General features: G+C 60.1%; 26 protein-coding genes and 1 pseudogene. 21 read left to right on the top strand and 6 right to left on the bottom strand.

All coding sequences use genetic code 11. The annotated features are described in order from the left end of the window. Nucleotides 1-41: 41 nt before the first annotated feature. Together araG and araH are read left to right on the top strand one after the other, a co-directional pair. A complete protein-coding gene (gene araG / locus AAIS01_RS20470; RefSeq protein ID WP_343470463.1) occupies nt 42-1,586 on the top strand; it encodes an L-arabinose ABC transporter ATP-binding protein AraG in 1,545 nt (514 codons plus the stop codon). 10 nt (nt 1,587-1,596) lie between these two features. Then, nucleotides 1,597-2,565, top strand: a complete 969-nt coding sequence (araH, locus tag AAIS01_RS20465) for an L-arabinose ABC transporter permease AraH (protein ID WP_343470462.1) — start codon at nt 1,597-1,599, stop codon at nt 2,563-2,565. A gap of 360 nt (nt 2,566-2,925) precedes the next feature. Here the strand turns inward: araH and AAIS01_RS20460 are convergent, their stop codons facing one another. Together AAIS01_RS20460 and AAIS01_RS20455 are read right to left on the bottom strand one after the other, a co-directional pair. Further along, nucleotides 2,926-3,306: a Rho termination factor N-terminal domain-containing protein gene (locus AAIS01_RS20460; protein ID WP_343470460.1), complete on the bottom strand. Its 381-nt coding sequence runs from the start codon at nt 3,304-3,306 to the stop codon at nt 2,926-2,928. Nucleotides 3,307-3,370: 64 nt separating this feature from the next. Continuing rightward, nucleotides 3,371-3,712: a hypothetical protein gene (locus AAIS01_RS20455; protein WP_343470459.1), complete on the bottom strand. Its 342-nt coding sequence runs from the start codon at nt 3,710-3,712 to the stop codon at nt 3,371-3,373. Between the two features lie 177 nt (nt 3,713-3,889). On the opposite strand from AAIS01_RS20455, the gene AAIS01_RS20450 reads away from it, so the two are divergent. Continuing rightward, nucleotides 3,890-4,372, top strand: coding sequence for a GNAT family N-acetyltransferase (locus AAIS01_RS20450; RefSeq protein ID WP_092400007.1), 483 nt, complete (start codon nt 3,890-3,892; stop codon nt 4,370-4,372). 5 nt (nt 4,373-4,377) lie between these two features. On the opposite strand, the pseudogene AAIS01_RS20445 reads toward AAIS01_RS20450, so the two are convergent. Continuing rightward, a pseudogene (locus AAIS01_RS20445) lies at nt 4,378-5,010 on the bottom strand (glutathione S-transferase family protein). A 187-nt stretch (nt 5,011-5,197) separates the two neighbouring features. On the opposite strand from AAIS01_RS20445, the gene AAIS01_RS20440 reads away from it, so the two are divergent. The 5 genes from AAIS01_RS20440 to AAIS01_RS20420 all read left to right on the top strand — a co-directional run bounded on the left by AAIS01_RS20440 (nt 5,198) and on the right by AAIS01_RS20420 (nt 10,369). Further along, complete coding sequence (locus AAIS01_RS20440) at nt 5,198-6,181, top strand: 2-dehydro-3-deoxygalactonokinase (protein WP_343470458.1); 984 nt, start codon at nt 5,198-5,200, stop codon at nt 6,179-6,181. 17 nt (nt 6,182-6,198) lie between these two features. Continuing rightward, nucleotides 6,199-6,819, top strand: coding sequence for a 2-dehydro-3-deoxy-6-phosphogalactonate aldolase (locus AAIS01_RS20435; protein WP_343470457.1), 621 nt, complete (start codon nt 6,199-6,201; stop codon nt 6,817-6,819). A gap of 49 nt (nt 6,820-6,868) precedes the next feature. Further along, nucleotides 6,869-8,017: a galactonate dehydratase gene (gene dgoD, locus AAIS01_RS20430; RefSeq protein WP_003179439.1), complete on the top strand. Its 1,149-nt coding sequence runs from the start codon at nt 6,869-6,871 to the stop codon at nt 8,015-8,017. Between the two features lie 178 nt (nt 8,018-8,195). Beyond that, nucleotides 8,196-9,506, top strand: coding sequence for an MFS transporter (locus AAIS01_RS20425; RefSeq protein WP_343470456.1), 1,311 nt, complete (start codon nt 8,196-8,198; stop codon nt 9,504-9,506). Between the two features lie 59 nt (nt 9,507-9,565). Further along, on the top strand, nt 9,566-10,369 hold the full coding sequence (locus AAIS01_RS20420) for an IclR family transcriptional regulator (RefSeq protein WP_013693986.1): 804 nt from the start codon (nt 9,566-9,568) through the stop codon (nt 10,367-10,369). Nucleotides 10,370-10,375: 6 nt separating this feature from the next. Here AAIS01_RS20420 and AAIS01_RS20415 read toward each other — a convergent pair whose 3' ends face one another. Then, nucleotides 10,376-11,428, bottom strand: coding sequence for an NAD(P)-dependent alcohol dehydrogenase (locus AAIS01_RS20415; RefSeq protein ID WP_343470454.1), 1,053 nt, complete (start codon nt 11,426-11,428; stop codon nt 10,376-10,378). Between the two features lie 179 nt (nt 11,429-11,607). Between AAIS01_RS20415 and AAIS01_RS20410 the strand changes: the two genes are divergently transcribed. Beyond that, a complete protein-coding gene (locus AAIS01_RS20410; RefSeq protein WP_343470453.1) occupies nt 11,608-12,498 on the top strand; it encodes an AraC family transcriptional regulator in 891 nt (296 codons plus the stop codon). Between the two features lie 187 nt (nt 12,499-12,685). Here the strand turns inward: AAIS01_RS20410 and AAIS01_RS20405 are convergent, their stop codons facing one another. Beyond that, nucleotides 12,686-14,350, bottom strand: a complete 1,665-nt coding sequence (locus AAIS01_RS20405) for an electron transfer flavoprotein-ubiquinone oxidoreductase (protein ID WP_343470452.1) — start codon at nt 14,348-14,350, stop codon at nt 12,686-12,688. A 546-nt stretch (nt 14,351-14,896) separates the two neighbouring features. Here AAIS01_RS20405 and AAIS01_RS20400 point away from each other — a divergent pair. The 11 genes from AAIS01_RS20400 (at nt 14,897) to AAIS01_RS20350 (ending at nt 22,832) form a co-directional block, all read left to right on the top strand. Then, a complete protein-coding gene (locus AAIS01_RS20400) occupies nt 14,897-15,646 on the top strand; it encodes an electron transfer flavoprotein subunit beta/FixA family protein (RefSeq protein ID WP_014339477.1) in 750 nt (249 codons plus the stop codon). A 2-nt stretch (nt 15,647-15,648) separates the two neighbouring features. Continuing rightward, a complete protein-coding gene (locus AAIS01_RS20395; protein ID WP_092399991.1) occupies nt 15,649-16,578 on the top strand; it encodes an electron transfer flavoprotein subunit alpha/FixB family protein in 930 nt (309 codons plus the stop codon). A 90-nt stretch (nt 16,579-16,668) separates the two neighbouring features. Further along, nucleotides 16,669-17,493 (top strand): substrate-binding periplasmic protein, encoded by an 825-nt coding sequence (locus AAIS01_RS20390; protein WP_343470451.1) that lies wholly within the window; start codon nt 16,669-16,671, stop codon nt 17,491-17,493. A 9-nt stretch (nt 17,494-17,502) separates the two neighbouring features. After that, nucleotides 17,503-17,862 carry a DUF4398 domain-containing protein gene (locus AAIS01_RS20385; RefSeq protein ID WP_343470450.1) on the top strand — a complete coding sequence of 120 codons (360 nt, stop codon included), beginning with the start codon at nt 17,503-17,505 and terminating at the stop codon, nt 17,860-17,862. Beyond that, on the top strand, nt 17,859-18,668 hold the full coding sequence (locus AAIS01_RS20380) for an OmpA family protein (RefSeq protein WP_343470449.1): 810 nt from the start codon (nt 17,859-17,861) through the stop codon (nt 18,666-18,668). Before AAIS01_RS20385 ends, AAIS01_RS20380 begins: the two co-directional genes overlap by 4 nt. Before the next feature lie 200 nt (nt 18,669-18,868). Continuing rightward, nucleotides 18,869-20,308 (top strand): aminotransferase-like domain-containing protein, encoded by a 1,440-nt coding sequence (locus AAIS01_RS20375; protein WP_256232877.1) that lies wholly within the window; start codon nt 18,869-18,871, stop codon nt 20,306-20,308. Between the two features lie 89 nt (nt 20,309-20,397). After that, the gene (locus AAIS01_RS20370) at nt 20,398-20,874 is read left to right on the top strand and encodes a translation initiation factor 2 (RefSeq protein ID WP_343470448.1); all 477 of its coding nucleotides are present in this window, start codon (nt 20,398-20,400) and stop codon (nt 20,872-20,874) included. A gap of 137 nt (nt 20,875-21,011) precedes the next feature. Further along, nucleotides 21,012-21,266, top strand: a complete 255-nt coding sequence (locus AAIS01_RS20365) for a YkgJ family cysteine cluster protein (protein WP_092399981.1) — start codon at nt 21,012-21,014, stop codon at nt 21,264-21,266. 37 nt (nt 21,267-21,303) lie between these two features. Then, nucleotides 21,304-21,912 carry an START domain-containing protein gene (locus AAIS01_RS20360; RefSeq protein WP_343470447.1) on the top strand — a complete coding sequence of 203 codons (609 nt, stop codon included), beginning with the start codon at nt 21,304-21,306 and terminating at the stop codon, nt 21,910-21,912. A gap of 138 nt (nt 21,913-22,050) precedes the next feature. Then, complete coding sequence (locus tag AAIS01_RS20355; RefSeq protein ID WP_343470446.1) at nt 22,051-22,287, top strand: hypothetical protein; 237 nt, start codon at nt 22,051-22,053, stop codon at nt 22,285-22,287. A gap of 203 nt (nt 22,288-22,490) precedes the next feature. Further along, nucleotides 22,491-22,832, top strand: coding sequence for a ribonuclease E inhibitor RraB (locus AAIS01_RS20350; protein WP_092399975.1), 342 nt, complete (start codon nt 22,491-22,493; stop codon nt 22,830-22,832). Nucleotides 22,833-22,927: 95 nt separating this feature from the next. Here AAIS01_RS20350 and AAIS01_RS20345 read toward each other — a convergent pair whose 3' ends face one another. Continuing rightward, complete coding sequence (locus tag AAIS01_RS20345) at nt 22,928-23,740, bottom strand: c-type cytochrome (RefSeq protein WP_343470445.1); 813 nt, start codon at nt 23,738-23,740, stop codon at nt 22,928-22,930. Nucleotides 23,741-24,357: 617 nt separating this feature from the next. On the opposite strand from AAIS01_RS20345, the gene AAIS01_RS20340 reads away from it, so the two are divergent. Next, nucleotides 24,358-25,563 (top strand): acetyl-CoA C-acetyltransferase, encoded by a 1,206-nt coding sequence (locus AAIS01_RS20340; protein WP_343470444.1) that lies wholly within the window; start codon nt 24,358-24,360, stop codon nt 25,561-25,563. Nucleotides 25,564-25,569: the final 6 nt, after the last annotated feature.

Genomic DNA, 25,569 nt, shown 5'->3' with positions numbered 1-25,569 from the left:
CCTGGCGACGGGCCGCTGATCTCTGTGAGTTCGAGGTGGTTATGCAAGCGCAAACAGCGACACAGCGACACAACATCGGTGGCAGCTTGCGGTTTAACGGGATCGGCAAGTCCTTCCCCGGCGTGCAGGCGCTGGCCAATATCAGTTTCGTTGCTCATCCGGGGCAGGTCCATGCCTTGATGGGCGAGAACGGCGCGGGCAAGTCTACGTTGCTGAAGATTCTCGGCGGTGCCTACATCCCCAGCAGCGGCGACCTGCAGATCGGCGAGCAGACGATGGCCTTCAAAGGCACCGCCGACAGCATTGCCAGCGGCGTGGCAGTGATCCACCAGGAACTGCATCTGGTGCCGGAAATGACCGTTGCCGAAAATCTGTTCCTTGGGCATTTGCCCGCCCGTTTCGGCCTTGTCAATCGTGGGCAATTGCGCCAGCAGGCGTTGACGCTGCTCAAAGGCCTGGCCGATGAAATCGATCCCCAGGAAAAAGTCGGTCGCCTGTCCCTCGGCCAGCGCCAACTGGTGGAAATCGCCAAGGCCTTGTCCCGTGGGGCCCATGTCATTGCCTTCGATGAGCCTACCAGCAGCCTCTCGGCACGGGAAATCGACCGCCTGATGGCGATCATCACCCGCCTGCGGGACGAGGGCAAAGTGGTGCTGTATGTCAGCCATCGCATGGAAGAGGTGTTCCGCATCTGTAACGCGGTCACGGTGTTCAAGGACGGCCGTTACGTGCGTACCTTCGAGAACATGAGCGAGTTGACTCACGATCAGTTGGTCACCTGCATGGTCGGTCGCGATATTCAGGACATCTATGATTACCGCCCTCGCGAGCGTGGCGACGTGGCATTGAAAGTCGAGGGCCTGGTCGGTCCGGGCCTGCGCGAACCGGTGAGTTTCCAGGTGCATAAAGGCGAAATCCTCGGCCTGTTCGGGCTGGTCGGTGCCGGGCGTACCGAGTTGCTGCGCTTGCTCAGTGGGCTGGAGCGCCATACCGACGGGCGTCTGGTGCTGCATGACGAGGCGCTGAGACTGCGTTCGCCCCGGGATGCCATTGCTGCGGGCGTATTGCTCTGCCCGGAGGATCGCAAGAAGGAAGGCATCATGCCCCTGGCCAGCGTCGGCGAGAACATCAACATCAGTGCCCGTGCGAGCCATTCCACCCTGAGGTGCTTGTTGCGCGGTGACTGGGAGCGGGGCAACGCCGACAAGCAGATCAAGGCGCTGAAAGTGAAGACCCCGTCTGCGGGTCAGAAAATCATGTACCTGTCCGGCGGCAATCAGCAGAAAGCGATTCTCGGTCGCTGGCTGTCGATGCCGATGAAAGTCCTGTTGCTGGACGAGCCCACGCGCGGTATCGACATCGGCGCCAAGGCCGAGATTTATCAGATCATCCACAACCTGGCGGCCGATGGCATTGCGGTGATTGTGGTGTCCAGCGACCTGATGGAAGTGATGGGCATTTCCGACCGAATCCTGGTGCTCTGCGAAGGGGCCATGCGCGGCGAGCTGCCGCGTGACCAGGCCAATGAATCCAACCTGCTGCAACTGGCGCTGCCACGCCAACGCGTTGCCGACGCGGCGAACTGAGAGGTAAAACATGACCATTCAAAACAATGCCCTGCCAACGGCACGCAAACCCCTGGACCTGCGGCGCTTCCTGGACGACTGGGTCATGCTGCTGGCGGCTGTCGCGATCTTCGTGCTCTGCACCCTGATGATCGATAACTTCCTCTCACCCCTGAACATGCGTGGCCTGGGCCTGGCGATTTCCACCACGGGTATCGCGGCCTGCACCATGTTGTATTGCCTGGCTTCCGGGCACTTCGACTTGTCGGTGGGCTCGGTGATCGCTTGTGCCGGTGTGGTCGCAGCAGTGGTGATGCGTGACACCAACAGTGTGTTTCTGGGCGTCAGCGCCGCGTTGGTGATGGGGCTGATCGTCGGGCTGATCAATGGCATCGTCATTGCCAAGCTGCGGGTCAATGCGTTGATCACCACCCTGGCGACCATGCAGATCGTCCGGGGCCTGGCCTACATCTTTGCCAACGGCAAAGCGGTGGGCGTGTCCCAGGAATCGTTCTTCGTGTTCGGCAACGGCCAGATGTTTGGCGTGCCGGTGCCGATTCTGATCACCCTGGTCTGCTTTCTGTTTTTCGGCTGGTTGTTGAACTACACCACCTATGGGCGCAACACCATGGCCATTGGTGGCAACCAGGAGGCGGCGTTGTTGGCAGGGGTAAACGTTGATCGCACCAAGATCATCATCTTCGCCGTGCATGGTGTGATCGGTGCCTTGGCGGGTGTGATCCTGGCCTCACGCATGACCTCGGGCCAACCGATGATCGGCCAGGGCTTCGAACTGACCGTGATCTCGGCTTGCGTGTTGGGCGGGGTGTCGTTGAGCGGTGGCATCGGCATGATCCGCCATGTCATCGCCGGGGTGCTGATTCTGGCGATCATTGAAAACGCGATGAACCTGAAGAACATCGACACCTTCTACCAGTACGTCATCCGTGGCTCGATCCTGTTGCTGGCGGTGGTGATCGACCGGATGAAACAACGCTGAAATCTGCCCCGACCGGGCAGGTCACCCTCGCGAGCAAGCTCGCTCCCACAGGATTTGTGCCAGGCAAAATACCGGGGCTCACCGCAGATCCACGGGAGGTGTGCCAGTCAGAGCTACTTGGCTCATTACAGATCCAGTGTGGGAGCGGGCTTGCTCGCGAAGACGTCGGTCCATTCAGTATTGATGCAAGCTGACCCACTGCCTTCGCGAGCAAGCCCGCTCCCACAGGATTGGCGCCACGCACAACACTTGGGCCACCGCAGATCCACGGCAGGTGTGCCAGTCAGAACTACCTGGCTCATCGCAGATCCAGTGTGGGAGCGAGCTTGCTCGCGATAGCGTGATCCCTGACGCCAGCGATCAACCAGCCTTGCGCAGTGCTTCAACCAATTCCTGCTTGCGCATCTTCGAACGTCCGGGAATGTTCTTCGCCCGGGCCTCTTTCATCAGGTTATCCACAGTCTGGGTTGCGCGAGAGGCCTGGCTGGTGCGCGGCTGACCTTCGCGGGTCTTGGCGGCGCGACGGGCCGACTCCTTGCGGTCGGTTTGCTTTTGCGCGGCCGGTTTGGCCTTCCCCGACCCGCCAGCGCGTTCACCGCCGCCAGACTGTTTGTTCACCGTGGCCCAGGCCCGCGCCTCGGCCTTGTCCTCGGACAAACCCTTTTTCTCATAACTGGCTTCTATGTGTTCGGCTTTGCGCTTTTGCTCGGCTGTGTATTTGTCTTTGCTTCCACGAGGCATGGGAATCTCTCCTCAAGTACGTGAGCAGAGCCACCCGCCAGGAGCGGATCGCTCGCTCCCCGGGTTACTGGCTGGCGCCACCCTCCGAACCCGAACCGCCGGTGGTGGTTTTCGAGCCCGTGCCGGTCTCGGCATTATCAGGGGCATTGGAGTCCGGCGTATTCATACCGCCCTGACGACCCGCATCATTGCCCTGCACCCGCGGATCGGTGCCGTTGGCGGGAGGCTGACCATTGTTCAGGCCGCCGCCGGTGCCGTCGGTATTCAACGTGGGCAGGCCTTGCGTAGCGGGGGAGTTGGGCGCTTGCACCGGGTCGGTCGGCCCGGTGCCTGAAGTGCTCGCCGCGAAAGCGGCCGAAGACAGCAGCGTGGCAAGTGTAAATGCAGTCAGCCTTGAAGTGATCATGGTGTCGCCTCCATTTTTTGGAATGCTTGCCTGATTTTGGGCTGCCCTGAATCGGAGTTGGTGCCTCGCGGGCGACGAACGGTCCTCTGGAAGCATCACGTCAATTTTTTCTTGAGATGTGACGAGCGCAGCGCGACGGCTTAGTATGGCGTTTTCCATTGGCTACAAGGCTCGTTCATGTCGATCCAGATTCGCCCTGCGCAACCCAGTGATGCGCCTCAAATCCTTGCCTTCATCACTGAACTTGCCGATTACGAAAAGGCCCGCCACGAAGTCATTGCCAGCGTGACGGACATTCAGCGCAGCCTGTTCAGCGAGGGCTCCACTGCCCATGGACTGATCTGTCTGCGTGATGGCGTGCCCATCGGTTATGCGGTGTTTTTTTTCAGTTATTCCACGTGGCTGGGCAGCAACTGCCTGTACCTCGAAGACCTGTACATCACGCCTGACCAGCGCGGCGGCGGGGCAGGGAAGACGCTGCTGCGTCACCTGGCGAAAATTGCCTGCGACAACGATTGCGGTCGCTTCGAGTGGAGCGTGCTGGACTGGAACACGCCGGCGATCGAGTTTTACAAGTCCCTCGGCGCGCAACCTCAGGAAGAGTGGGTGCGCTACCGGATGGACGGCAAGGTGCTACGGGATTTCGCCCAAGGCAACTGAGCGGTTCATGAGTACGCGGCGCCCGCGTACTCGGCAAACCCCGGCCGTTGTTCGAGTCGTTTGCAATAAGCGGCCACGGCCGGGTAGTCGGGACGTTCCATGGGCGTCTGGCGCCAGCGATGCACCGACAGCCCGATGAGCACATCCGCGAGGGAAAAATCCGCACCGGCCACGTAAGCGCCAGTACGGTTCAACTGATCCTCCAGTAACCCCATCTTTTCGTTCCAGCCTTTAATCCCAGCGGCTATACGTTGGGGATCCTGACAATCCGGATCCTTGCGCACCAACGCGTAAAACGGATAACCCCAAGACGGGTTGAGTTCGGTCGCCTGCCAATCCATCCACTGCTCAACGCGCGCCCGGGCGGCCGGTTCGACGGGCAGCAGATCGCTACGTCCATGCTTGCCCACCAGATAGCGGCAAACGGTGTTGGACTCCCACAGCACACCGTTCTCGTCAATGATCACCGGTACCTGGGCGTTGGGGTTGAGAGCCAGGAATTCGGGATCATGGGTCGAAGCAAAACCGATGCCCCAGTCCTCGCGTTCATAGGCTATTTCCAGTTCCTGGCAGGTTCACAGCACTTTTCTGACATTGATAGAGGAGGTGCGACCGAGGATTTTCAGTAGTTGTCCCATAAACATTTCCCTGAGTTCTAAGGCGTCCGGCAGAAAACGTAGCAGGGTTCGTGGGTGAATGACGATAACTTTGCGTGAAATACGATAATCCCAATATATGGGAGTGATATTTATATATTGAGATAATGTGGCGCCCAGGTTTATAGTCCGTGCACTCACTGCCAAAAAACAAAACAGGTGAAAACGGATGCAGGCGCAATTGATTGCGCTCGATTGGGGGACCACCTCACTACGGGCTTACAAACTCGCCGCCGACGGCGAGGTACTCGAACAGCGTTCGCTGTCGTCGGGGATCATGCAGTTGCCCGTTGGGCCGCGAACCGTGGGCGGTCGGGTGTGCGTCGACGGTTTTGAACTGGCTTTCGACGAGGCGTGCGGTGATTGGCTCGACGCCCAGCCAGGCTTGCCCGTGATTGCCTGTGGCATGGTGGGCAGCGCCCAGGGCTGGCGGGAAGTGCCTTATTGCGACACACCTGCCAATGTCGCCAATCTCGGACATTCCCTACAAACCATTCGCAGTCTTCGCGGCGTCGATGTGCACATCGTGCCGGGGGTGATCCAGCGTTCGCGGTTGCCCAATGTCATGCGCGGCGAAGAAACCCAGGTGCTCGGCGCGTTGCACCGTTTGCCGAACGAAGCGGTGCTGATCGGCCTGCCTGGCAGTCATTCGAAATGGGTGGAAGTCGCCGATGGCTGCATCGTGCATTTCGACACTTTCATGACCGGCGAGATCTTCGCTGTGCTCAGCGACCACAGCATTCTCGGCCGCACCCAGCAACGTGGTACGGCGTTCGATAGCCTGGCTTTTGATCGCGGCGTGCAGGTGGCGTTGTCGGTGGACGGCCAGATCGGCCCTTTGTCCACCGTGTTCAGTGCCCGCAGTCTGGGTTTGACTGGCGAGCTCAGTGCCAGCGCCCAGGCGGATTACCTTTCCGGCCTCCTGATCGGTCATGAACTGATGGCCCTGGCCACCGTGCAACGCCGACGGCGCGACACCATCCATCTGCCGACGGTGGTGCTGATCGGCAACTCGCAACTCTGTGCCCGTTATCAACGAGCCCTCGACGCCTGCGGTTTTGCCCGGGTGACCCAGGCCGAACAGGCCACCGAGCGTGGTTTGTGGCAACTGGCCGTGGCGGCCGGACTGCTCGATTCCACCGCATCGCGTTAAACGACTGGAGGTCTGACATGCTCACACAAGCACTGGCGCGCAACGGGCTGATCGCAATTTTGCGCGGTCTGCGTCCGGAAGAGGCCGCCGCTATCGGCGAAGTCCTTTATGGCGCCGGATTTCGCGTCATCGAAGTACCGCTCAATTCCCCTGAACCGTACGAAAGTATCCGCATCCTGCGCAGTACCTTGCCCGCCGATTGCCTGATCGGTGCCGGCACGGTGCTGACGCCGGAACAGGTCGAGCAGGTCAAAGCCGCCGGTGGTCAGGTGATCGTCATGCCCCATAGCGACCCTAAGGTGTTGCGAGCGGCGAAGGCGGCGGGGTTGTACCTGTCCCCCGGCGTCGCCACGCCCACCGAAGCCTTTGCCGCGCTGGCCGAAGGCGCCCACGTGTTGAAGATGTTTCCGGCCGAGCAAATGGGCCCGGCGGTGGTCAAGGCCTGGCTCGCGGTGCTGCCGGCCGGGACCGTGCTGGTGCCGGTGGGCGGGATTACGCCGGACAACATGGCGGTGTTCGTCGAAGCTGGGGTCAAGGGTTTTGGCCTCGGTTCCGGGCTGTTCAAGCCAGGGATGACGGCAGATGAGGTGGCGGTGCGCGCCAAGGCCTACGTGGCCGCGTGGAATGCCTTGAACTGAAGACTTTTCCAGCGCCCCGCGCGCTGCATCTGATAAGAGAGACAACAAGATGAAAATCACCAAACTGACCACGTTTATCGTTCCGCCGCGCTGGTGCTTCCTCAAAGTCGAGACCGACGAGGGCGTGACCGGTTGGGGTGAGCCCGTGGTCGAAGGCCGTGCCCACACGGTGGCGGCTGCCGTCGAGGAATTGTCCGACTACTTGATCGGCAAAGACCCACGCAACATCGAGGATATCTGGACCGTGCTCTATCGCGGCGGCTTCTACCGCGGCGGTGCCATTCACATGAGTGCGCTGGCCGGTATCGATCAGGCGTTGTGGGACATTAAGGGCAAGGCCCTGGGCGTGTCGGTCAGCGACCTGTTGGGCGGCCAGGTGCGGGACAAGATCCGTGTGTATTCGTGGATCGGCGGCGACCGCCCGGCGGACACCGCTCGCGCGGCGAAAGAGGCGGTGGCGCGGGGCTTCACGGCGGTGAAGATGAACGGCACCGAAGAGCTGCAATTTCTCGACACCTTTGAAAAAGTCGATCTGGCCCTGGCCAATGTGGCGGCGGTGCGGGACGCGGTAGGGCCGAACGTCGGCATCGGCGTGGACTTCCACGGTCGGGTGCACAAGCCGATGGCCAAGGTGCTGATGAAGGAGCTTGACCCGTACAAGCTGATGTTCATTGAAGAACCGGTGCTCAGTGAAAACTACGAAGCCCTCAAGGAGCTGGCGCCGCTGACCAGCACTCCGATTGCCCTCGGTGAGCGGTTGTTTTCCCGCTGGGACTTCAAGCGGGTGCTCAGCGAAGGCTACGTGGACATCATCCAGCCGGATGCCTCCCATGCCGGTGGCATCACCGAAACCCGCAAGATCGCCAACATGGCTGAAGCCTACGACGTGGCACTGGCGCTGCACTGCCCATTGGGGCCCATTGCCCTGGCGGCGTGCCTGCAACTGGATGCGGTTTGCTACAACGCATTCATCCAGGAGCAGAGCCTGGGCATCCATTACAACGAGAGCAACGACCTGCTGGATTACATCAAGGATCCGCAGGTGTTCGACTACGACAAGGGCTTCGTGAAAATCCCTAACGGCCCGGGCCTGGGTATCGAGATCAACGAGGAGTACGTCATCGAACGCGCGGCCATCGGTCACCGCTGGCGCAACCCGATCTGGCGGCATGCCGATGGCAGTTTTGCTGAGTGGTGAGTCACGCCTGATCACTCCCTGGGAGCAAAGGAGTCCTGTGGGAGCAAGGCTTGCCCGCGATGAACGATGACGCGGTTCGACTGGAAAACACATCGTCTGCATCGCGGGCAAGCCTTGCTCCCACAGAGTCTTGCTCGATCCTTGCCGTATTCGACAAATATAAAAAAGAGGCACTCACATGCAAGCGCACACCCTGAGCGCGCAGGCGTCGTTGGTGACGCCCAGCCGCAAGCGTTTTTTCATCATGGTCCTGCTGTTTATCACCGTGGTGATCAACTACCTGGACCGCAGCAACCTCTCTATCGCCGCCCCCGCGCTGACCAGTGAGCTGGGCATCGACCCGATCCACGTCGGGCTGATTTTCTCGGCGTTCGGCTGGACCTACGCCGCCATGCAAATCCCGGGTGGCTGGCTGGTGGACCGGGTGCCCCCGCGTATTCTGTATAGCGTTGCACTGTTGCTGTGGTCGGTGGCCACGGTGATGCTTGGTTTTGCCGCCAGCTTCATTGCCTTGTTCGTCCTGCGCATGGCGGTCGGTGCTTTGGAAGCGCCGGCCTACCCGATCAACAGCCGCGTGGTCACCACTTGGTTTCCTGAGCGTGAACGGGCTACTGCCATTGGTTTCTACACGTCCGGGCAGTTCGTCGGGCTGGCTTTCCTGACGCCGGTATTGGCGTGGTTGCAACACGCCTTCGGTTGGCACATGGTGTTTGTCGCCACGGGGGCGGTGGGCATCCTTTGGGCGGTGATCTGGTACGCGGTGTATCGCGAACCGCGGGATTTCAAAGGGGTCAACGCCGCCGAAATCGAACTGATCCGCGAAGGTGGCGGGTTGGTGGATATACAAGCCGATACATCCAAGGCCAAAGCCAAGTTCAGTTGGGCCGACCTGGGGATCGTCCTGACCCAGCGCAAGTTGTGGGGCATCTACCTGGGCCAGTTCTGTTTGAACTCCACACTGTGGTTTTTTCTGACCTGGTTCCCGACCTACCTGGTGAAATATCGCGGCATGGACTTCATCAAGTCCGGCCTGCTGGCGTCGTTGCCGTTCCTTGCCGCATTTGTCGGTGTGTTGTGTTCCGGGTTCTTCTCCGACTGGTTGATCCGTCGCGGCTCCACGGTGGGGTTCGCCCGCAAGCTGCCGATCATTGGCGGGTTGCTGATCTCTACCGCGATTATCGGCGCCAACTTCGTTGAGTCGACACCGCTGGTGATCGCTTTCCTGGCCTTGGCGTTTTTCGGCAATGGCCTGGCGTCGATCACCTGGTCGCTGGTTTCCACACTGGCGCCCGCGCGTCTGCTCGGGTTGACCGGCGGGGTGTTCAATTTCATCGGTAACCTGGCGGCCATCGCCACGCCCATCGTCATCGGTTTTCTCGCCAGCGGCGATTCGTTTGCCCCGGCCATCACCTATATCGCCGTGCTGGCGTTGATTGGTGCGCTGTCCTACATCCTGCTGGTGGGGAAGGTCGAGCGCATCGAGTTGTAGTCCGACGGGGCGGGCGACCATAATGCCGCCCGTTCCCCGCTCACTGTTGAAGGCCGGATATGCAGCAAGACGATCCAAAAATCACCAAGGACGCGGCGCCCACAGGCACCCAGACACTGCTGCGTGGTCTGGGTGTGGTCCAGGCGGTCGCCAGCGGTGCCCGTGACTTGAAGGAAATCGCCCGGTTGATCGGCACCACCCGCAGCACCACCCATCGCCTGGCCAGTTGCCTGGTGGATGAGCGCTACCTGCGCGTGGTGCCGCAAGTGGGTTATCTGTTGGGGCCGAAGCTGATCGAGCTGGGTTTTCAGGCCCGGGAAGAGTTGCCGCTGGTGAGTCTGGCAGGGCCGTATCTGGACGAGTTGTCGGCGCTCACCGGTGACACGGTTCACCTGGCGATTCGCGAGGGTGACGAGGTGTTGTACCTGCTGAAAAATCCGGGGCGCAATGGCCCGGAAATGCGTTCGCGCGTGGGCCATCGCATGCCGCTGGCGCGTACCGGGATCGGTAAGGCGCTGATGCTCGATGATTCTCAGGAACAATGGAAAAGGCTGTATGAAATCAGCTTGCCGGCGGGTGGGAAGAATCAGTTCTGGCCTCAGCATCAGGAGCAATCCTGGGAGCAGTTCCAGCAGCGGATGGTGGAGTATGTAGCGGGTGGTTATGCCTTCGATCTGGAAGACAACGAACCGTCGATTCGTTGTGTGGCGGCGCCGATCCGAGACGCCGGCAAGCGTATCGTCGCCGGTATCAGCATCGCCAGCACCGTACCGTATATGCCGCTGGAAAAAATGGCCGAGCTGATTCCCCTGGTCAAAGGGGTCACAGCCCGGCTGTCGGCCGAACTTGGCGCGAAGGTCTGACGAGCGTCAGGCTTTGAGGGTTGCCATGTCGATGACGAAGCGATACTTCACGTCGCCTGCGATCATGCGGCTGTAGGCCTCGTTGATCTGGCGGATGTCGAGCATTTCGATGTCGCAGCTGATGTTGTGTTCGGCGCAGAAATCCAGCACTTCCTGGGTTTCGGCAACACCGCCGATCAACGAACCGGCCAGGACCCGACGGCCCATGATCAAGTTGGCCGCATGGACTGGCGGATCGATCGGCTCGACCAGGCCCACCAGGATGTGTACACCGTCGAACCGCAGGGTACTGAGGTAGGGGTTGAGGTCGTGCTGCACCGGAATGGTGTCCAGCAGGAAGTTGAAATGACCGGCGGCAGCGGCCATCTGCTCGGCGTCGGTGGACACGATCACATGGTCGGCGCCCTGGCGACGGGCCTCGTCAGCCTTGCTGGCCGAGCGGGTGAACAGCGTCACTTCTGCGCCCATGGCCTTGGCGAACTTGATGCCCATGTGGCCGAGGCCACCCATGCCCAGCACGCCGACCTTGTCGCCGGCCTTCACGCCATAGTGCTTGAGGGGCGAGTAGGTGGTGATGCCGGCGCAGAGAATTGGCGCGGCGCCAGCCGGGTCGAGTGCTTCCGGGATGCGCAGCACGAAATGCTCGCTGACCACGATGCTGTTGGAATAACCCCCCATGGTGTGGCCGCCGCTGATGCGATCCGGGCTGGCGTAGGTCTGCGTCATGCCCTGGTAGCAGTATTGCTCCAGGTCGGCGCGACAGGCTTCGCACTCGCGGCAGGAGTCGACCATGCAGCCAACGCCCACCAGGTCGCCGACCTTATAGCGGGTGACATTCGCACCGACGGCGGTGACTTTTCCGACGATCTCATGGCCGGGCATCAACGGATAAACGGCAATGCCCCATTCATTGCGGGCCTGGTGGATGTCGGAATGGCAGACACCGCAGTAGAGAATGTCGATCGCCACATCGTCGGCTCGCGGGCTGCGGCGTTCGAACTTCATCGGGGCGAGGGGAGTGGTGGCCGATTGGGCGGCATATCCGATGGCAGTGTACATAATGGACCTCGCTTGGCTGTGAACGGTGAGAGGGTTCATTCTGCGAGTCCTGTCGGTTCGGGGCGATGGCGATTTCTACGGATGTCATGCCTATTCCTCCGACGTTGGCTATAGTTTGATCCTGCCAGGCGTCAGACCTGCGATGATGTTCTCGTCCCTTTTTTCGCGAAGTTTTTCTCATGTTGTTGACCCGCCATCTGGATGCCAACGCGGCGCTGGTTTCGCTGATCGAACCCTTGGCGACCCGTGACGGTTTTATCCCGACACCGCTGCCTGGCGTACAAGTCCTGCGGTGCAGCGAGGACATCGCCCGTGGTCCGCAGCTCTACGAGCCAAGCCTGGTGATCATTGCCCAAGGCAGCAAACTGGCTTACCTGGGACCTCGCACGCTGGAATACGGCGCCGGGCACTACCTGATCCAGGCGTTGCCGGTGCCGTTCGAATGCGAAACCTATGCCCTGCCCGATGCTCCGTTGCTCGGGATTTCCGTGGCGATCGATCGGGCGATGTTGGGGGAGCTGGTGCTGGCCATGGGCTTGACGCCGGGGCGAAGCCTGGCGGCGCAGACGCCGGAATCCATGACCATCGCCACGCTCGATGGTGCTATGCGAGGGTGTGTCGAACGGCTGTTGCACTGCTTGCACGATCCGTTGGAGTGTCAGGTCATGGGCCAGGCGCGACTGCGGGAGTTGCTGTTCGTCGTCTTGCGCGGGCCTCAGGCCGACGTACTGCGCGCGCTGGTGGAGCAGCAAGGCCAGTTTGCCCGGATTGCCGCTGCCCTGAGCCATCTGCACGCGCATTTCACCGAGCCGTTGAACGTCGAGACACTGGCCAGTTGCGCGAACATGAGTGCTTCGACCTTTCACGAGCATTTCAAACGCAGCACGCTGTTGTCGCCGGTGCAATACCTCAAGCGCCTGCGTCTGCTCAAGGCTCAGCGGTTGCTGCTCATCGAGGGCATGGGCGTGGCGCAGGTTGCGCATCAGGTGGGGTATCAGAGTTCGTCGCAGTTCAGCCGGGAGTACAAGCGTTACTTTGAGCGCAGTCCCGGGGAAGAGCGCGCCGCTTGATCCAGCGCAAGTCCCCCTGTGGGAGCGGGCTTGCTCGCGAAAGCGGTTTATCTATCAGTATTTTTGGTGACTGACACGCCGCCTTCGCGAGCAAGCCCGCTCCCACATTTTGGACCGTGGTGGTTCTTGACATCGCAGGCAACAAAAAGGCCCCCATGTCGGGAGCCTTGATGTTCAGCGAATCGGCTTACATGTTCGGGTAAGTCGGCCCGCCAGCGCCTTCCGGCGAAACCCAGGTGATGTTCTGTGCAGGGTCCTTGATGTCGCAGGTCTTGCAGTGAACGCAGTTCTGGGCGTTGATCTGGAAGCGCTTCTCGCCGTCTTCCTGGGTCACCACTTCATAGACGCCGGCCGGGCAGTAGCGTTGCGCCGGTTCGTCGTACAGCGGCAGGTTTTTGCTGATCGGGATGCTCGGGTCGGTCAGCTTCAGGTGGCAAGGCTGTTCTTCTTCATGGTTGGTACCGGAGATGAACACTGAGCTGAGTTTGTCGAAGCTGAGTTTGCCGTCCGGTTTCGGATAGTCGATCTTCTTGCAGTCAGCGGCCAGTTTCAGGCAGGCATAGTCAGGCTTGTTGTCATGCAGGGTGAACGGCAGCTTGCCGGCGAAGATGTTCTGGTCGAGCCAGTTGAAGCCGCCGCCGATGATGGCGCCGTATTTGTGGATCGCCGCGCCGAAGTTGCGGCTGGCGAACAGCTCTTCATGCAGCCAGCTGGCCTTGAAAGCGTCGACATAGGAGGTCAGTTCATCCGCGCCTTCGGAGCCTGCAAACAGCGCATCGGCCACCGCCTCGGCGGCGAGCATGCCGGATTTCATGGCGGTGTGGCTGCCTTTGATCTTGGCGAAGTTCAGGGTGCCGAGGTCGCAACCGATCAGCGCGCCGCCCTTGAAGACCATTTTCGGCAGCGAGTTCAGGCCGCCCTTGCAGATGGCACGAGCACCGTAGCTGACGCGCTTGCCGCCTTCCAGGTACTGCTTGAGCACCGGGTGATGCTTGAGGCGCTGGAACTCGTCGAACGGCGACAGGAACGTGTTGCTGTAGGACAGATCAACGATCAGGCCGACCACCACCTGGTTGTTTTCCAGGTGATAAAGGAACGAGCCGCCGGTATTTTCGCTGCCCATGATGTCCAGCGGCCAACCGGCGGTGTGCACCACCAGACCCGGTTGATGCTTGGCCGGGTCGATTTCCCAGATTTCCTTCAGGCCAATGCCGTAGTGCTGGGCGTCGGCGTCGCTGTCCAGGTTGAAGCGCTTGATCAGTTGCTTGCCGATATGACCACGGCAACCTTCGGCGAACAGCGTGTATTTGCCACGCAGCTCCATGCCAGGGGTGTAGAGGCCTTCCTTCGGCTTGCCTTCACGGTCCACACCCAGGTCGCCGGTAATGATCCCGCGTACGACGCCATTCTCGTCGAACAGCGCTTCCTGGGCGGCGAAGCCCGGGTAGATTTCCACGCCCAGGTTCTCGGCCTGCTGGGCCAGCCAGCGGCACAGGTTGCCCAGGGAAATAATATAGTTGCCTTCGTTGTGCATGGTCTTGGGCACAAAGAAGTCAGGGATTTTGCTCGCGGTCTCGGCGTTTCTCAGGACATAAATGTCATCGCGCACAACCTCCGTGTTCAGCGGGGCACCGAGCGCTTTCCAGTCCGGGAACAGTTCGTTCAGGGCGCGGGGTTCGAACACCGCGCCGGAGAGAATGTGCGCACCGACTTCGGAGCCTTTTTCGACCACGCAGACGCTGATTTCCTTACCGGCTTCGGCGGCCTTCTGTTTCAGTCGGCAAGCGGCAGACAGGCCAGCGGGGCCGGCACCGACGATGACCACGTCGAATTCCATGTATTCGCGTTCCACAGGCTATCTCCTACTCAAGGCTCAACAGTTTTTTCTAATTGGAGGTTTGGCGTTGCATCCACGATCTGCTTCGCGAAATCGACGAAAGCGGCCATGAATGACCCGCGCTTCTCTCTTAAGCGGCGCATTATATCTACACCACTCTCAGGGTCCAATACAAACGTTTGTTTGAAATAGCCGCAGGCCAGATAAATCACTGACGTACGGCTTATGACTGACCATTTTGCCGTATTGACCGGAATGGGTGTTCCGGTCAAGATACGGGCGGTTTTGCGCTCGCCGTAGGCTGACTGTTGGTTCCAAGAGCACCTCTAAAGACAGGGCGAAGGCAGCACAAAGTGACGTATTGCGTGGTTCGGACGCGCAGTTTACACGCCGCGATAATGAATGACTTGTCGGTCATCACTGACGAACGGTCTTCACTCCCGTGAGCAAGGTCATGTGTGGTTCATGCCGGCGTTTTTAGAGGTGCCCTTGCGCCCATGAGCATCAACCGCCAGGTTCGCCTAGGCGACTTTCTTTTCACCGGAGAGTAACGAGGAATCCATGAAGGTTCTTGTAGCTGTCAAACGAGTGGTCGACTATAACGTCAAGGTTCGCGTCAAAGCGGACAACTCCGGCGTCGACCTCGCCAACGTCAAGATGTCGATGAACCCTTTCTGCGAAATCGCCGTAGAAGAAGCCGTACGCCTGAAAGAAAAAGGCGTGGCAACTGAGATCGTCGTCGTCTCCATCGGCCCGACCACTGCCCAGGAGCAACTGCGTACCGCGCTGGCGCTGGGTGCTGACCGTGCCATCCTCGTCGAATCCGCCGAAGACCTGACTTCCCTGGCCGTGGCCAAGCTGCTCAAGGCTGTGGTCGACAAGGAACAGCCATCGCTTGTGATCCTCGGCAAGCAGGCCATCGACAGCGACAACAACCAGACCGGCCAGATGCTCGCGGCATTGAGCGGCTACGGTCAGGGCACGTTCGCGTCCAAGGTTGAAGTATCCGGCGACAGCGTTGCCGTGACGCGCGAAATCGACGGCGGCGCGCAGACAGTTTCCCTGAAACTGCCGGCCATCGTCACCACCGACCTGCGTTTGAACGAGCCGCGTTATGCGTCCCTGCCAAACATCATGAAAGCCAAGAAGAAGCCGCTTGAAGTGCTGACTCCGGACGCTTTGGGCGTTTCCACCGCCTCCACCAACAAGACCCTCAAAGTCGAAGCGCCAGCTGCACGCAGCGCGGGCATCAAGGTCAAGTCGGTGGCTGAACTGGTCGAGAAACTGAAAAACGAAGCGAAGGTAATCTAATCATGACTATCTTGGTAATCGCTGAACACGACAACAAAGTGCTGGCTCCGGCCACGCTGAACACCGTTGCTGCCGCTGTCAAGATCGGTGGCGATGTCCACGTCCTGGTAGCCGGGCAGGGCGCTGGTGCCGTTGCCGAAGCGGCTGCGAAAATCGCGGGCGTGAGCAAAGTCCTGAACGCTGACAATGCCGCTTACGCGCATCAGTTGCCGGAAAACGTCGCTCCTCTCGTCGCTGAGCTGGGCAAGGGTTACAGCCACATCCTGGCTGCCGCTACGTCCAACGGCAAAAACATCCTGCCGCGCGTGGCCGCTGCGCTGGACGTCGACCAAATCTCCGAGATCATCTCGGTGGAAAGTGCCGACACCTTCAAGCGTCCGATCTATGCCGGTAACGCCATTGCTACCGTGCAGTCCAATGCTGCGGTCAAGGTCATCACCGTCCGTGCTACCGGTTTCGACCCGGTTGCCGCCGAAGGTGGTTCGGCTGCCGTTGAAGCTGTAGGCGCTGCCCACGACGCCGGCATCTCCAGCTTCGTCAACGAAGAACTGGCCAAGTCCGATCGTCCGGAACTGACCGCTGCCAAGATCGTCGTTTCGGGCGGGCGTGGCATGCAGAACGGTGACAACTTCAAACACCTGTACGCCCTGGCCGACAAGCTGGGCGCAGCCGTCGGTGCTTCCCGCGCCGCGGTCGACGCAGGTTTCGTACCCAACGACATGCAGGTCGGCCAGACCGGCAAGATCGTTGCACCTCAGCTGTACATCGCCGTCGGTATCTCCGGCGCGATCCAGCACTTGGCCGGCATGAAAGACTCCAAGGTGATCGTCGCGATCAACAAGGACGAAGAAGCGCCGATCTTCCAGGTGGCCGACTATGGCCTGGTGGCGGACTTGTTCGAAGCCATCCCTGAGCTGGAGAAGCTGGTCTAATCCGGCGTCTTCACTTATAAAGAGCCCGGCCCTTTGGCCGGGTTTTTTATTATCTGCACGTTGTTGTCACTGCAAGGGGAGCATATCGCCATGGATCTTCGCCGTTTGGCTGGCGTGTCGTTGCTATGGGCACTGGCTGCTGTGCCGGGTCTGTCTGTCGCCGCCGGCAAATGTGAACGCCTGATCGCCACCGGTAGCCCGGATGCGCCGCCCTATCTGTGGCAAGACCCCCAGGATCCCAAACACCTGATCGGCGCAGGCGCAGACCTGCTGGCGCAAGTGGCGACGGAGCTGGGGATCAAGATCGAATTGCTCTATGCCGGCAAGCGTGCCCAGGCACAGGACGAAGTGCGCAGTGGACGCATGGACCTGCTCGTCGACGCCGCGCTGACAACCAGCGGGCTTGAAACGCTGGACTATGTTCATCCGCCCCTGTTGGAGAACGAGTACCTGGTTTGGACCCGCAAGGATTCGACACTGGTCATCACTCGGCCCGAGGACCTTCAGGGGCATCCCGGGGCATTGTCGCAAAAGGCGCGAATGACCCAGGCGTTTGGCGTTTTTGCCGAGCAGCAATTGTCCCTGACCCGTACACCCAACCTGACTGAAGCCTTTCAGAAACTGCTGCTGGGGGAGGTGGAGTATGTCCTGGCAGGGCGTTACTCGGGCCTGGCGATGGCACAGACATTGGGTATGGCCAATGACCTGCAAGCTGCGCCGCAACCAGTGGATACCCCGGGGTTGTTCCTCGCGGTTTCCCATAACTCCGCCTGCAATGATCCATGGTTACGCGGACAGCTGGCGCAAAAGATGACAGAATTGGCCGCGTCCGGCCTGACGGAGGCTGTGTTGCAGCGCAATATCGAGCGTTGGAAAACACAGTTGCAGCCACCTGTCGGTGCCCCAAAACAGTAGGGAACATTAGTGACTATTCGACCTCTTTTCGCTGCTCTGGCCGTTCTGGGCCTGGCGGGTTGCGCAGCCGATCCGGCGCCGAATGAACAGATTCGCCTGACCGAACAGGCGCTGGAACAAGCCCGTGCCGTGGGCGCCACGTCCGAAGAAGTGCCCGAGTTGAAACTCGCCGAAGAAAAGTTCGCCCGCGCCCAGTCCAACATGGCCGATGAGTCGTTCAAGAAGGCCCGCATGCGTGCTGAACAGGCCGAGCTGGATGCACGCCTGGCCGAAGCGAAGGTGCTGACCCTCAAAGGCGAGGAGCACCTTAACGTGCTTAACACCCGCATCGAGCGCTTGCGCAAACAGTTGAGAGATGACGCCCAATGAAGCAGTCCCAAGTATTTGGCGGCCTGATTCTCGCGGGCCTGGCCAGCTTGTATGGTTGCGCGGGTCAGCGCAGCGAAGTGGCGCTGGAAAAGGCGGGTGCCGACTTCCAGAAGGTCAAGGAAGATGCCAACGTATTACGAGCCGCGCCCAAGGACGTCATCCGCGCCGGCGAATCCCTGGCCCGGGCCGATCGTTTGTCCAGCTACTGGGGCAGCGGTGAGGACGTGCTGCATTACGCCTACCTGAGCCAGCGTTACAGTGAGATCGCCCGTGAGCACAGCAATCAGGTGCTCAACGAAGAGCGCGCGGCGAAGCTCGAACTGGAACGTCAGCGTCTGCAATTGGCCCTGCGCGAGTCCAAGCTGCTGAGTGTCCAGCAACAGGGCAAGTGGCTGGAAGAGCAGATCATGGCGATGGCGACCACCCAGACCGATCGCGGCCTGGTGATGACCCTCGGTGACGTGCTGTTCGACACCGGTCAAGCGCAGTTGAAGAACTCGGCCAACCGGGTAGTGCTCAAGATCGTGCAATTCTTGCAACTCAACCCCAAGCGCGTGGTGCGTATCGAAGGTTACACCGACAGCACTGGCGGCAAGCAGGAAAACCTCAAGCTGTCCCGTAACCGTGCCCAGGCGGTGGCGGACGTGCTGGTGGATTTGGGGATCGATGAGAAGCGCATTCAGGTCGAAGGCTACGGTGATGAGTTCCCGGTAGACGTCAACGCTTCCGAGCGTGGTCGGGCACAGAACCGTCGTGTTGAAATTGTGTTCTCCGACGAGAAAGGCCAGCTCGGCGCCGCCCGCTAAGGGCTGCGTTGCTGGAAAACCCGGCCCCTTCAGAGGCGCCGGGTTTTTTTGGGCCTGTGAATCAGTGATGAATGAGTACAGTTGGGGCTGTCACTCCCCTGTACGGTCGAGTAATCTGGCAACTGTCCCCGTACACTTCTAAACTGTTCCGGTATTGTCTCTCACAAGAATAAAATGCCCGTGAAATCGAGTGCTGCGTCATGACCAACCTCTTGCTCTATCAACGTATTGCCCAACAACTGGCTGAAGACATCCGGCGTGGTGTGTATCAGCCCGGTGAGCGTGTGCCTTCGGTGCGCAAGATGAGCTCGCAGCTCAACGTCAGCCATGCGACGGTGCTGCAGGCCTACGCCAACCTTGAAGATCAGGGGCTGATCCGCGCGCGACCGCAGTCCGGTTACTATGTGCACCAAACCCCGGCCCTGACGGCGCCGACCCCGGACATCGCCCGGGTCGAGCGTCCGGGGCTGGTCACGCGTAGCAGCATCATCCAGCAAGTGTTGGTTGAGTCGCGCCGCGAAGGTGTATTTCCCCTGGGCGCGGCGGTGCCGAGCGTCGACTACCTGCCCGTACGAGCGCTGCACCAGCAACTGGCCAAGGTCACGCGCTTCCACAGCCCGCGGGCGTTCAGCTACATGTTCAGCCCGGGCTTTGAACCCTTGCGGCGCCAGGTGGCGATTCGCATGCGTGATGCCGGGGTCGTGGTGGATCCCTCCGAGGTGGTGATCACTCACGGTTGCGTGGATGCGCTGCAAATGTCCTTGCGGGTACTGACCCGGCCAGGAGACCTGATCGCCGCCGAATCGCCGACCTACTACGGCTTGCTGCAACTGGCGGATCTGCTGGGCCTCAAGGTCATCGAGATCCCTAGCGACCCGGTCACCGGCATGAGCCTGGAAGCCCTGCAACTGGCGGCCAACCAGTGGTCGATCAAGGCGCTGGTGCTGACCACGCGTTTGAGCAATCCCCTCGGCGGGACGATGCCCGAGGAGCGGCAAAAGCAACTGTTGCGCCTGGCTTCGGATTTCGACATCCAGATTGTTGAAGACGATATTTATGGCGAGTTGATGTTCGAGCAGGGACGCACCAAGGCGCTCAAGGCCTATGACCGGTTGGACCGGGTCATTTACTGTTCGAGTTTTTCCAAGACGTTGTCACCGGGCGTGCGCATTGGCTGGATGATCGCTGGCAAGTTCCAGCAGGAAATCCAACGGCTTCAGACCTTCAGCACACACTCGGCGTGCAGCGTCACGCAGATGGGCATCGCCGCCTACCTGGAAAACGGTGGTTATGATCGGCACTTGCGTTATATCCGCCAGGAGTACCGCAAGAACCTCAGCGCCTTTCAGTTGGCCGTGCAGCAATACTTTCCCGAAGGCACTCAGATGAGCCGCCCTACCGGAGGCTTCATTCTGTGGGTCAGTCTGCCGGGGCGGGTCAACACTCAGGAGTTGCATGTGCGGGCGTTGCAGCAAGGTATCAGCATTGCGCCAGGGCTGATTTTCAGTAACACCGAACAGTTCAATCACTGCATCCGCCTCAATTGCGGTACGCCTTGGAACCGCGAGGCCGAACGGGCCTTGATGACGCTTGGCCTGCTGGCCACCCAACTGTGCCAGGAGACCGCCAGTGGTTTTTGATCGAAACTGGCGAACCCGACCTGATGTGCTTGTCAGCGACTGATTAACAGGCGAGCATGGGGATCTCTGCCGTAAGCGCCGTAGTGTCTATGAAAGCCATTGCTCCTGCCGCCTGGGTTTTGATCGGCCTGTTGACTGCCTTCCCTTCGGAAGGTGTCGTGGCTGCGTCGGCGCAGGAGAAGCCGGCCGCCAGCGCCACTAAAAACGCGTCGAAGAAAAAACCGGCAGTGGTTAAAAAGGCCCCCGCTAAAAAAGCCGTAGCGGCGAAGAAAAAACGTGCCCCTGTCGCCTCCAAGAGCAAGTCGGCCCGCGAGGTCGCCAAGACCCGGTTACCGCCGGCCAAGCTGGATTTGAGCCTGCCTCAGGACATGGTCGAAGATCTGCAGCCTCCGGGTGCGGTGCCATTACCCAAGCGTGAACCTTTGTTGCCGTCCATGTTTGGCGAAAAACCGGGACCGTTTCAACTCAATGGCCGTCTGCTGAGCAATGAAATGCAATTGCCTTTGCGCAATCAAGAGCGCAATGAAGTCGAAGGCGCGGCGTTGGATTTCGAATTCAAGCAGTAATCCTCCCATCTCGTCGCTGACTGTATGGTCATCTTGGCGTGAAAGAAAAAATACACGGGCGGTAATTTAAAACGGGTGTTTTAGCCGTTACTCTGTGTTCTGTTACCAATCATTACTGTCGTGAGGATGTTGTCGTCATGAAATGCCGCGAGGGCTGTGGCGCCTGCTGCATCGCCCCATCCATCAGTTCGCCGATTCCTGGCATGCCCCACGGCAAGCCGGCGGGCGAACGTTGCGTGCAGCTGTCGGTCGATAACCTGTGCCGGATCTTCGGCCAGCCGGAGCGGCCGATAGTGTGCTCGGCGTTCGGGGCCGACATCGAGGTTTGTGGCAACAGCACTGAAGACGCCATCCGGCTGATCGGTTGGTGGGAGCAAATCACGGCAGCGTAATGGGCCAGTTCGGAACTTCGATAACAAGGAAAAAACTATGGGTTCGCTGCATCGTATGGCTGTGTTGTGTGGTTTGACTGTGCTGCTGGCAACGGCTACCGCCCAGGCAGAAGACTGGAAAGTCGCCAAGGAAGAGGACGGCATCAAGGTTTCCCTCAGTGAAGTGGCCGGTTCCAAGTACAAGGCCTACCAAGGCGTGACCGTCATGAAAACCACCATGGCCAAGCTGCAAGCTCTTCAGGAAGACGTTCCGGCCGCTTGCGCCTGGATTCACGAATGCAGAAGCCAGGAGCTGCTCAAGCATGAAGGCGACCAAAGCTGGACCTACACCCAGTTCAACACGCCCTGGCCGGTTACCCCGCGGGACTCTGTATTGCAAGTGACCACCGTCAAGGGGGCCGATGGCAGCCTGACCCGCCACCTCAAAGGCGTGCCAACCTACCTGCCGGAAAAAAAGGGTTTTGTGCGAGTCACTCAGGTCGAAGGCTTCTGGAAGTTCACGCCCAAGGACGCCGGCCAGATCGAAGTGATCTATCAGGTCCACACCGAACCGGGTGGCGATGTTCCTTCCTGGCTGGCCAACAAGTTCGTGGTGGATGCGCCGTTCAATACGTTGAAAGCCTTGAAAGAACTTGCCGAAAAATAATCGCCGGCGCTGCATGAGAAAACCGCCCGTGAGGCGGTTTTTTCATGGCTGCCGTCCACCGACTGAGCGGAACGATTGTTCAACCCTCAATGTCGAGATAGAGGTAAGCCAGGCCCTGAATTGATCGAGGAGACACCGATGCAAAAGTGGGAGATCACTTTCGTTGATGATCACGGCGAAGCCATCGCCGAGCAGTTCGACTATGACCAGGAGCCCACCATGGAGCAGGCTGCGCAATTGATTCGCCAAAAGCTGCTTCCAGTACCCGCCCAGCTTGATCTCAATGACCTGGAGGGTCGCACCGAAGACCCTACGGTCAAGAGTCTCAAATCCCAGCACAGTATCGAAATCATCAGCATTACACCGATTTCATGAAGTTCACTGCCTGGCCCCGCTTGGCAGCGACCACGACTTACAGCTACTCTGCAATTGAGATCAGCGAAAGGATCGCTTAGGTCCGGTCTTGTCAGCTACATGCTTGTGTCCCGACGGTCATTTGATGCCGTATCGCTGCAGCCCAGGGGGTTGCCCGCACGGGAAGACGGAAAGTCTATCCATCGGTTTGAGGAGGACGTTTCATGAGCACAGCCTATCAAGAAGACATCAGCACCAGTGTGCTTCGCCGCATGAAAGAAGGCGGTTTCGATTTCTCACAATTCCATCCCATCGAGTTCTACGCCATTTTCCCGGATGAGGAGCGGGCGCGCAGGGCGGCAGGTCAATTTCGGGGTGAGTCATTGAATGCACAGATCAGCCCTCGGGACGACGGGGCCTGGTCATTGGAGTTGAGCCGGGTGATGTACGCCACCTACGATGACATTGGAGACTTCGAACAAAACTTCGAGGCCGTGGTGGAGCCTTTGGGTGGCATCATCGAAGGCTGGGGCGTCAAACAGGAAATTCGGCGTCTGCATGCCTGACCCTTCATTCACGCAACCCGAGCAACGGCTGACCTATGTGTCGGCCGTTTTCATAGGGTGTGCTCCCACAAGATCACCTCAGCCACAACGCTGACTCATGGGGTCAACGGCTGTTTACGCCCCGCCATATGCTTGAGATATCCCACCAGCAGCTCCAGCTCCGCATCCGGCAGCACTGTGGCCGAGAACCCCGGCATCTTCCCTTGGGGCCAGCGCCGCAGACTTTGCGGGTCGCGGATATAGCGCTTGAGGAAATCCCCGGAAAAGTACTCGGTAGGATTGAAAGGGATGTTCAGGTCCGGGCCAAACTGCGCGTCGCCTGCGCCGTTGAGTCGATGGCAAGCCAGGCAGTTTTTCTGAAACAGTTCAAAGCCCTTATAGACCGGATCACCCTGGGTCACCGTGGGCGCTGGCAACAGGGCAGGGAAGCGCTCGGCTACCGCTGACAGGCGCTTGATGGTCGCCACTGCGTACGGCCATTGTTCGGGGCTGATGTGACCTGCCTCGGGATGGGTCCAGACCAGGTAGAAGGGCCCGGCGCTGCCCTTGCCTTCACCCAGTGGGGGCCAGGGGTGGGCCGGGTCTTCGATCGCCAGCCAGGCTCGAGCGCCGCTGGTGTTGAGTAGCGGTGCCGCGGGTAATTCGGCGGCAAATCCGTCCAGCGCCACGGCCTGGAGATGGTCGTCGGGGCGTACCCCGGTCAACAACGCGGTCAGCGGCACGGCGCGATAACTCATCGGCTTCTTGTAGGAAACGTCTTCAGCGATCTGGATTGTTCGGGCTTCAGGATGCTGGAGCAGTTCTTCGGTCTGCCAGGTGCGGGCAGTCGTGCCGAGCTCCAGCACCAACTGCGCGGCAAACAGGGGCGTGCTGAGCAGCAGCGCCCCGAACACAATGAGAGCTTTCACGAGGATCGTCTTCCATGTCGAGAGAGTGCCGCAAAGGTTGGCACAGCTACTGCGACTCGAACAACGAGCCTGTCACATTTTTTGGCGATACAAGCGACAGCGCTTGCCGTTGATACAGGCGCCCACGTGCAGGATTCAGCCGATCATCTTGGTGATATTCGGCACAATCAACAGCAGCGTCGTGGCGAAGAGAATGAGTCCGGCTTGACGAACTTTCGAATGTTTGAACATGGCTGACCCGCCTTTTTTGTTATTTCCTGAGGCCAGCCTGCATATCTCCTGACGGCTGGCGTTGCACTTCCTGTCTGACAAGTGCCTCGGCAAAACCCGACGACTATCTTGTACAAGGATTACATTAGGGGCCGCAGCCGCCTTGGCTTAGATCCAATTCGTATGAGCTTGCTACCAACTGCTGTTAAACAGGTATGAGGCCTAGTGCCACCTTCGTGAAGGCCCTTTTGCTAGACACTTTGCTCACCTGAATCGGTTAACCCGATAGCAGGCTACCGTTCGTCTGAGCGTGGCCGTCAACGTCGTTGAGCACTGCGGTCATTGAATCTCGGGCCGCTGGGCTTATGGTTGGAGCCATTGCATTGTCCCAGTGGTTTGAGGATGTCATGACCGAAGCTTTGATTTTTGACGCATTACGCACCCCCCGTGGCAAGGGCAAGGCTGATGGCGCTTTGCACAGCGTCAAACCGGTGAACCTGGTGGGAGGCCTGCTCACGGCCTTGCAGCAGCGCATGGGCCTGGACACCAGTCAGGTTGACGATATCGTGCTCGGTTGCGTGACGCCGATCGGTGATCAGGGCGCCGACATCGCCAAGACCGCCGCGCTGATCGCCGACTGGGATGTCAGCGTGGCAGGCGTGCAGCTCAACCGGTTCTGTGCCTCGGGCCTGGAAGCGGTAAACCTGGCGGCCATGAAAGTGCGCTCCGGGTTCGAGGACTTGGTGGTGGCCGGCGGTGTCGAATCCATGTCGCGCGTGCCCATGGGCAGCGACGGCGGCGCTTGGGCGCTGGACCCCCAATCCAACCTGCAGGGCCACTTCACGCCTCAGGGCATCGGTGCCGACCTGATCGCCACCCTGGAGGGCTTCAGCCGCGAGGACGTCGATGCTTTCGCGCTGCACTCCCAGCAAAAGGCCGCCCGGGCCCGGGCCGACGGTTCGTTCAACAAATCCCTGGTGGCGGTGCGGGACCAGAATGGCATCGTGCTGCTGAATCACGACGAATTCATCCGTGCTGACTCGACCCTGGAGGGCTTGGGCAAGCTCAAGCCGAGTTTCGAAGCCATGGGCCAGATGGGTTTCGACGCCACGGCGCTGCGGGTCTACAGCCATGTGGAACGGATCAACCATGTCCACACGCCGGGCAACAGTTCCGGCATCGTCGATGGGGCGGCGCTGATGCTGATCGGCTCCGAAGCCAAGGGGCAGGCCCTGGGGCTGCAACCGCGGGCGCGGATTGTCGCCACGGCGGTCACCAGCACCGATCCGACCATCATGCTCACCGGCCCGGCGCCGGCTACCCGCAAGGCTCTGGTCAAGGCGGGGCTGCGGGTGGAGGACATCGACCTGTTCGAAGTCAACGAAGCGTTCGCCTCAGTGGTGCTCAAGTTCATCAAGGACATGGCCATCGACCCCGCCAAGGTCAACGTCAACGGCGGCTCCATCGCCATGGGGCACCCTTTGGGGGCTACGGGCTGCGCAATCCTCGGCACTTTGCTCGATGAGCTGGAGGCGCGTCGCCTGCGCTATGGCCTGGCGACGCTGTGTGTCGGCGGCGGCATGGGCATTGCCACCGTTATCGAACGTCTCTGAGCCCCG

It is taken from the genome of Pseudomonas halotolerans, assembly GCF_039581215.1.
In the GTDB taxonomy this organism is placed as follows: domain Bacteria; phylum Pseudomonadota; class Gammaproteobacteria; order Pseudomonadales; family Pseudomonadaceae; genus Aquipseudomonas; species Aquipseudomonas tehranensis.
The sequence above is the reverse complement of the archived record's forward strand: the minus strand, read 5'-3'. Positions and strand labels throughout refer to the sequence as shown.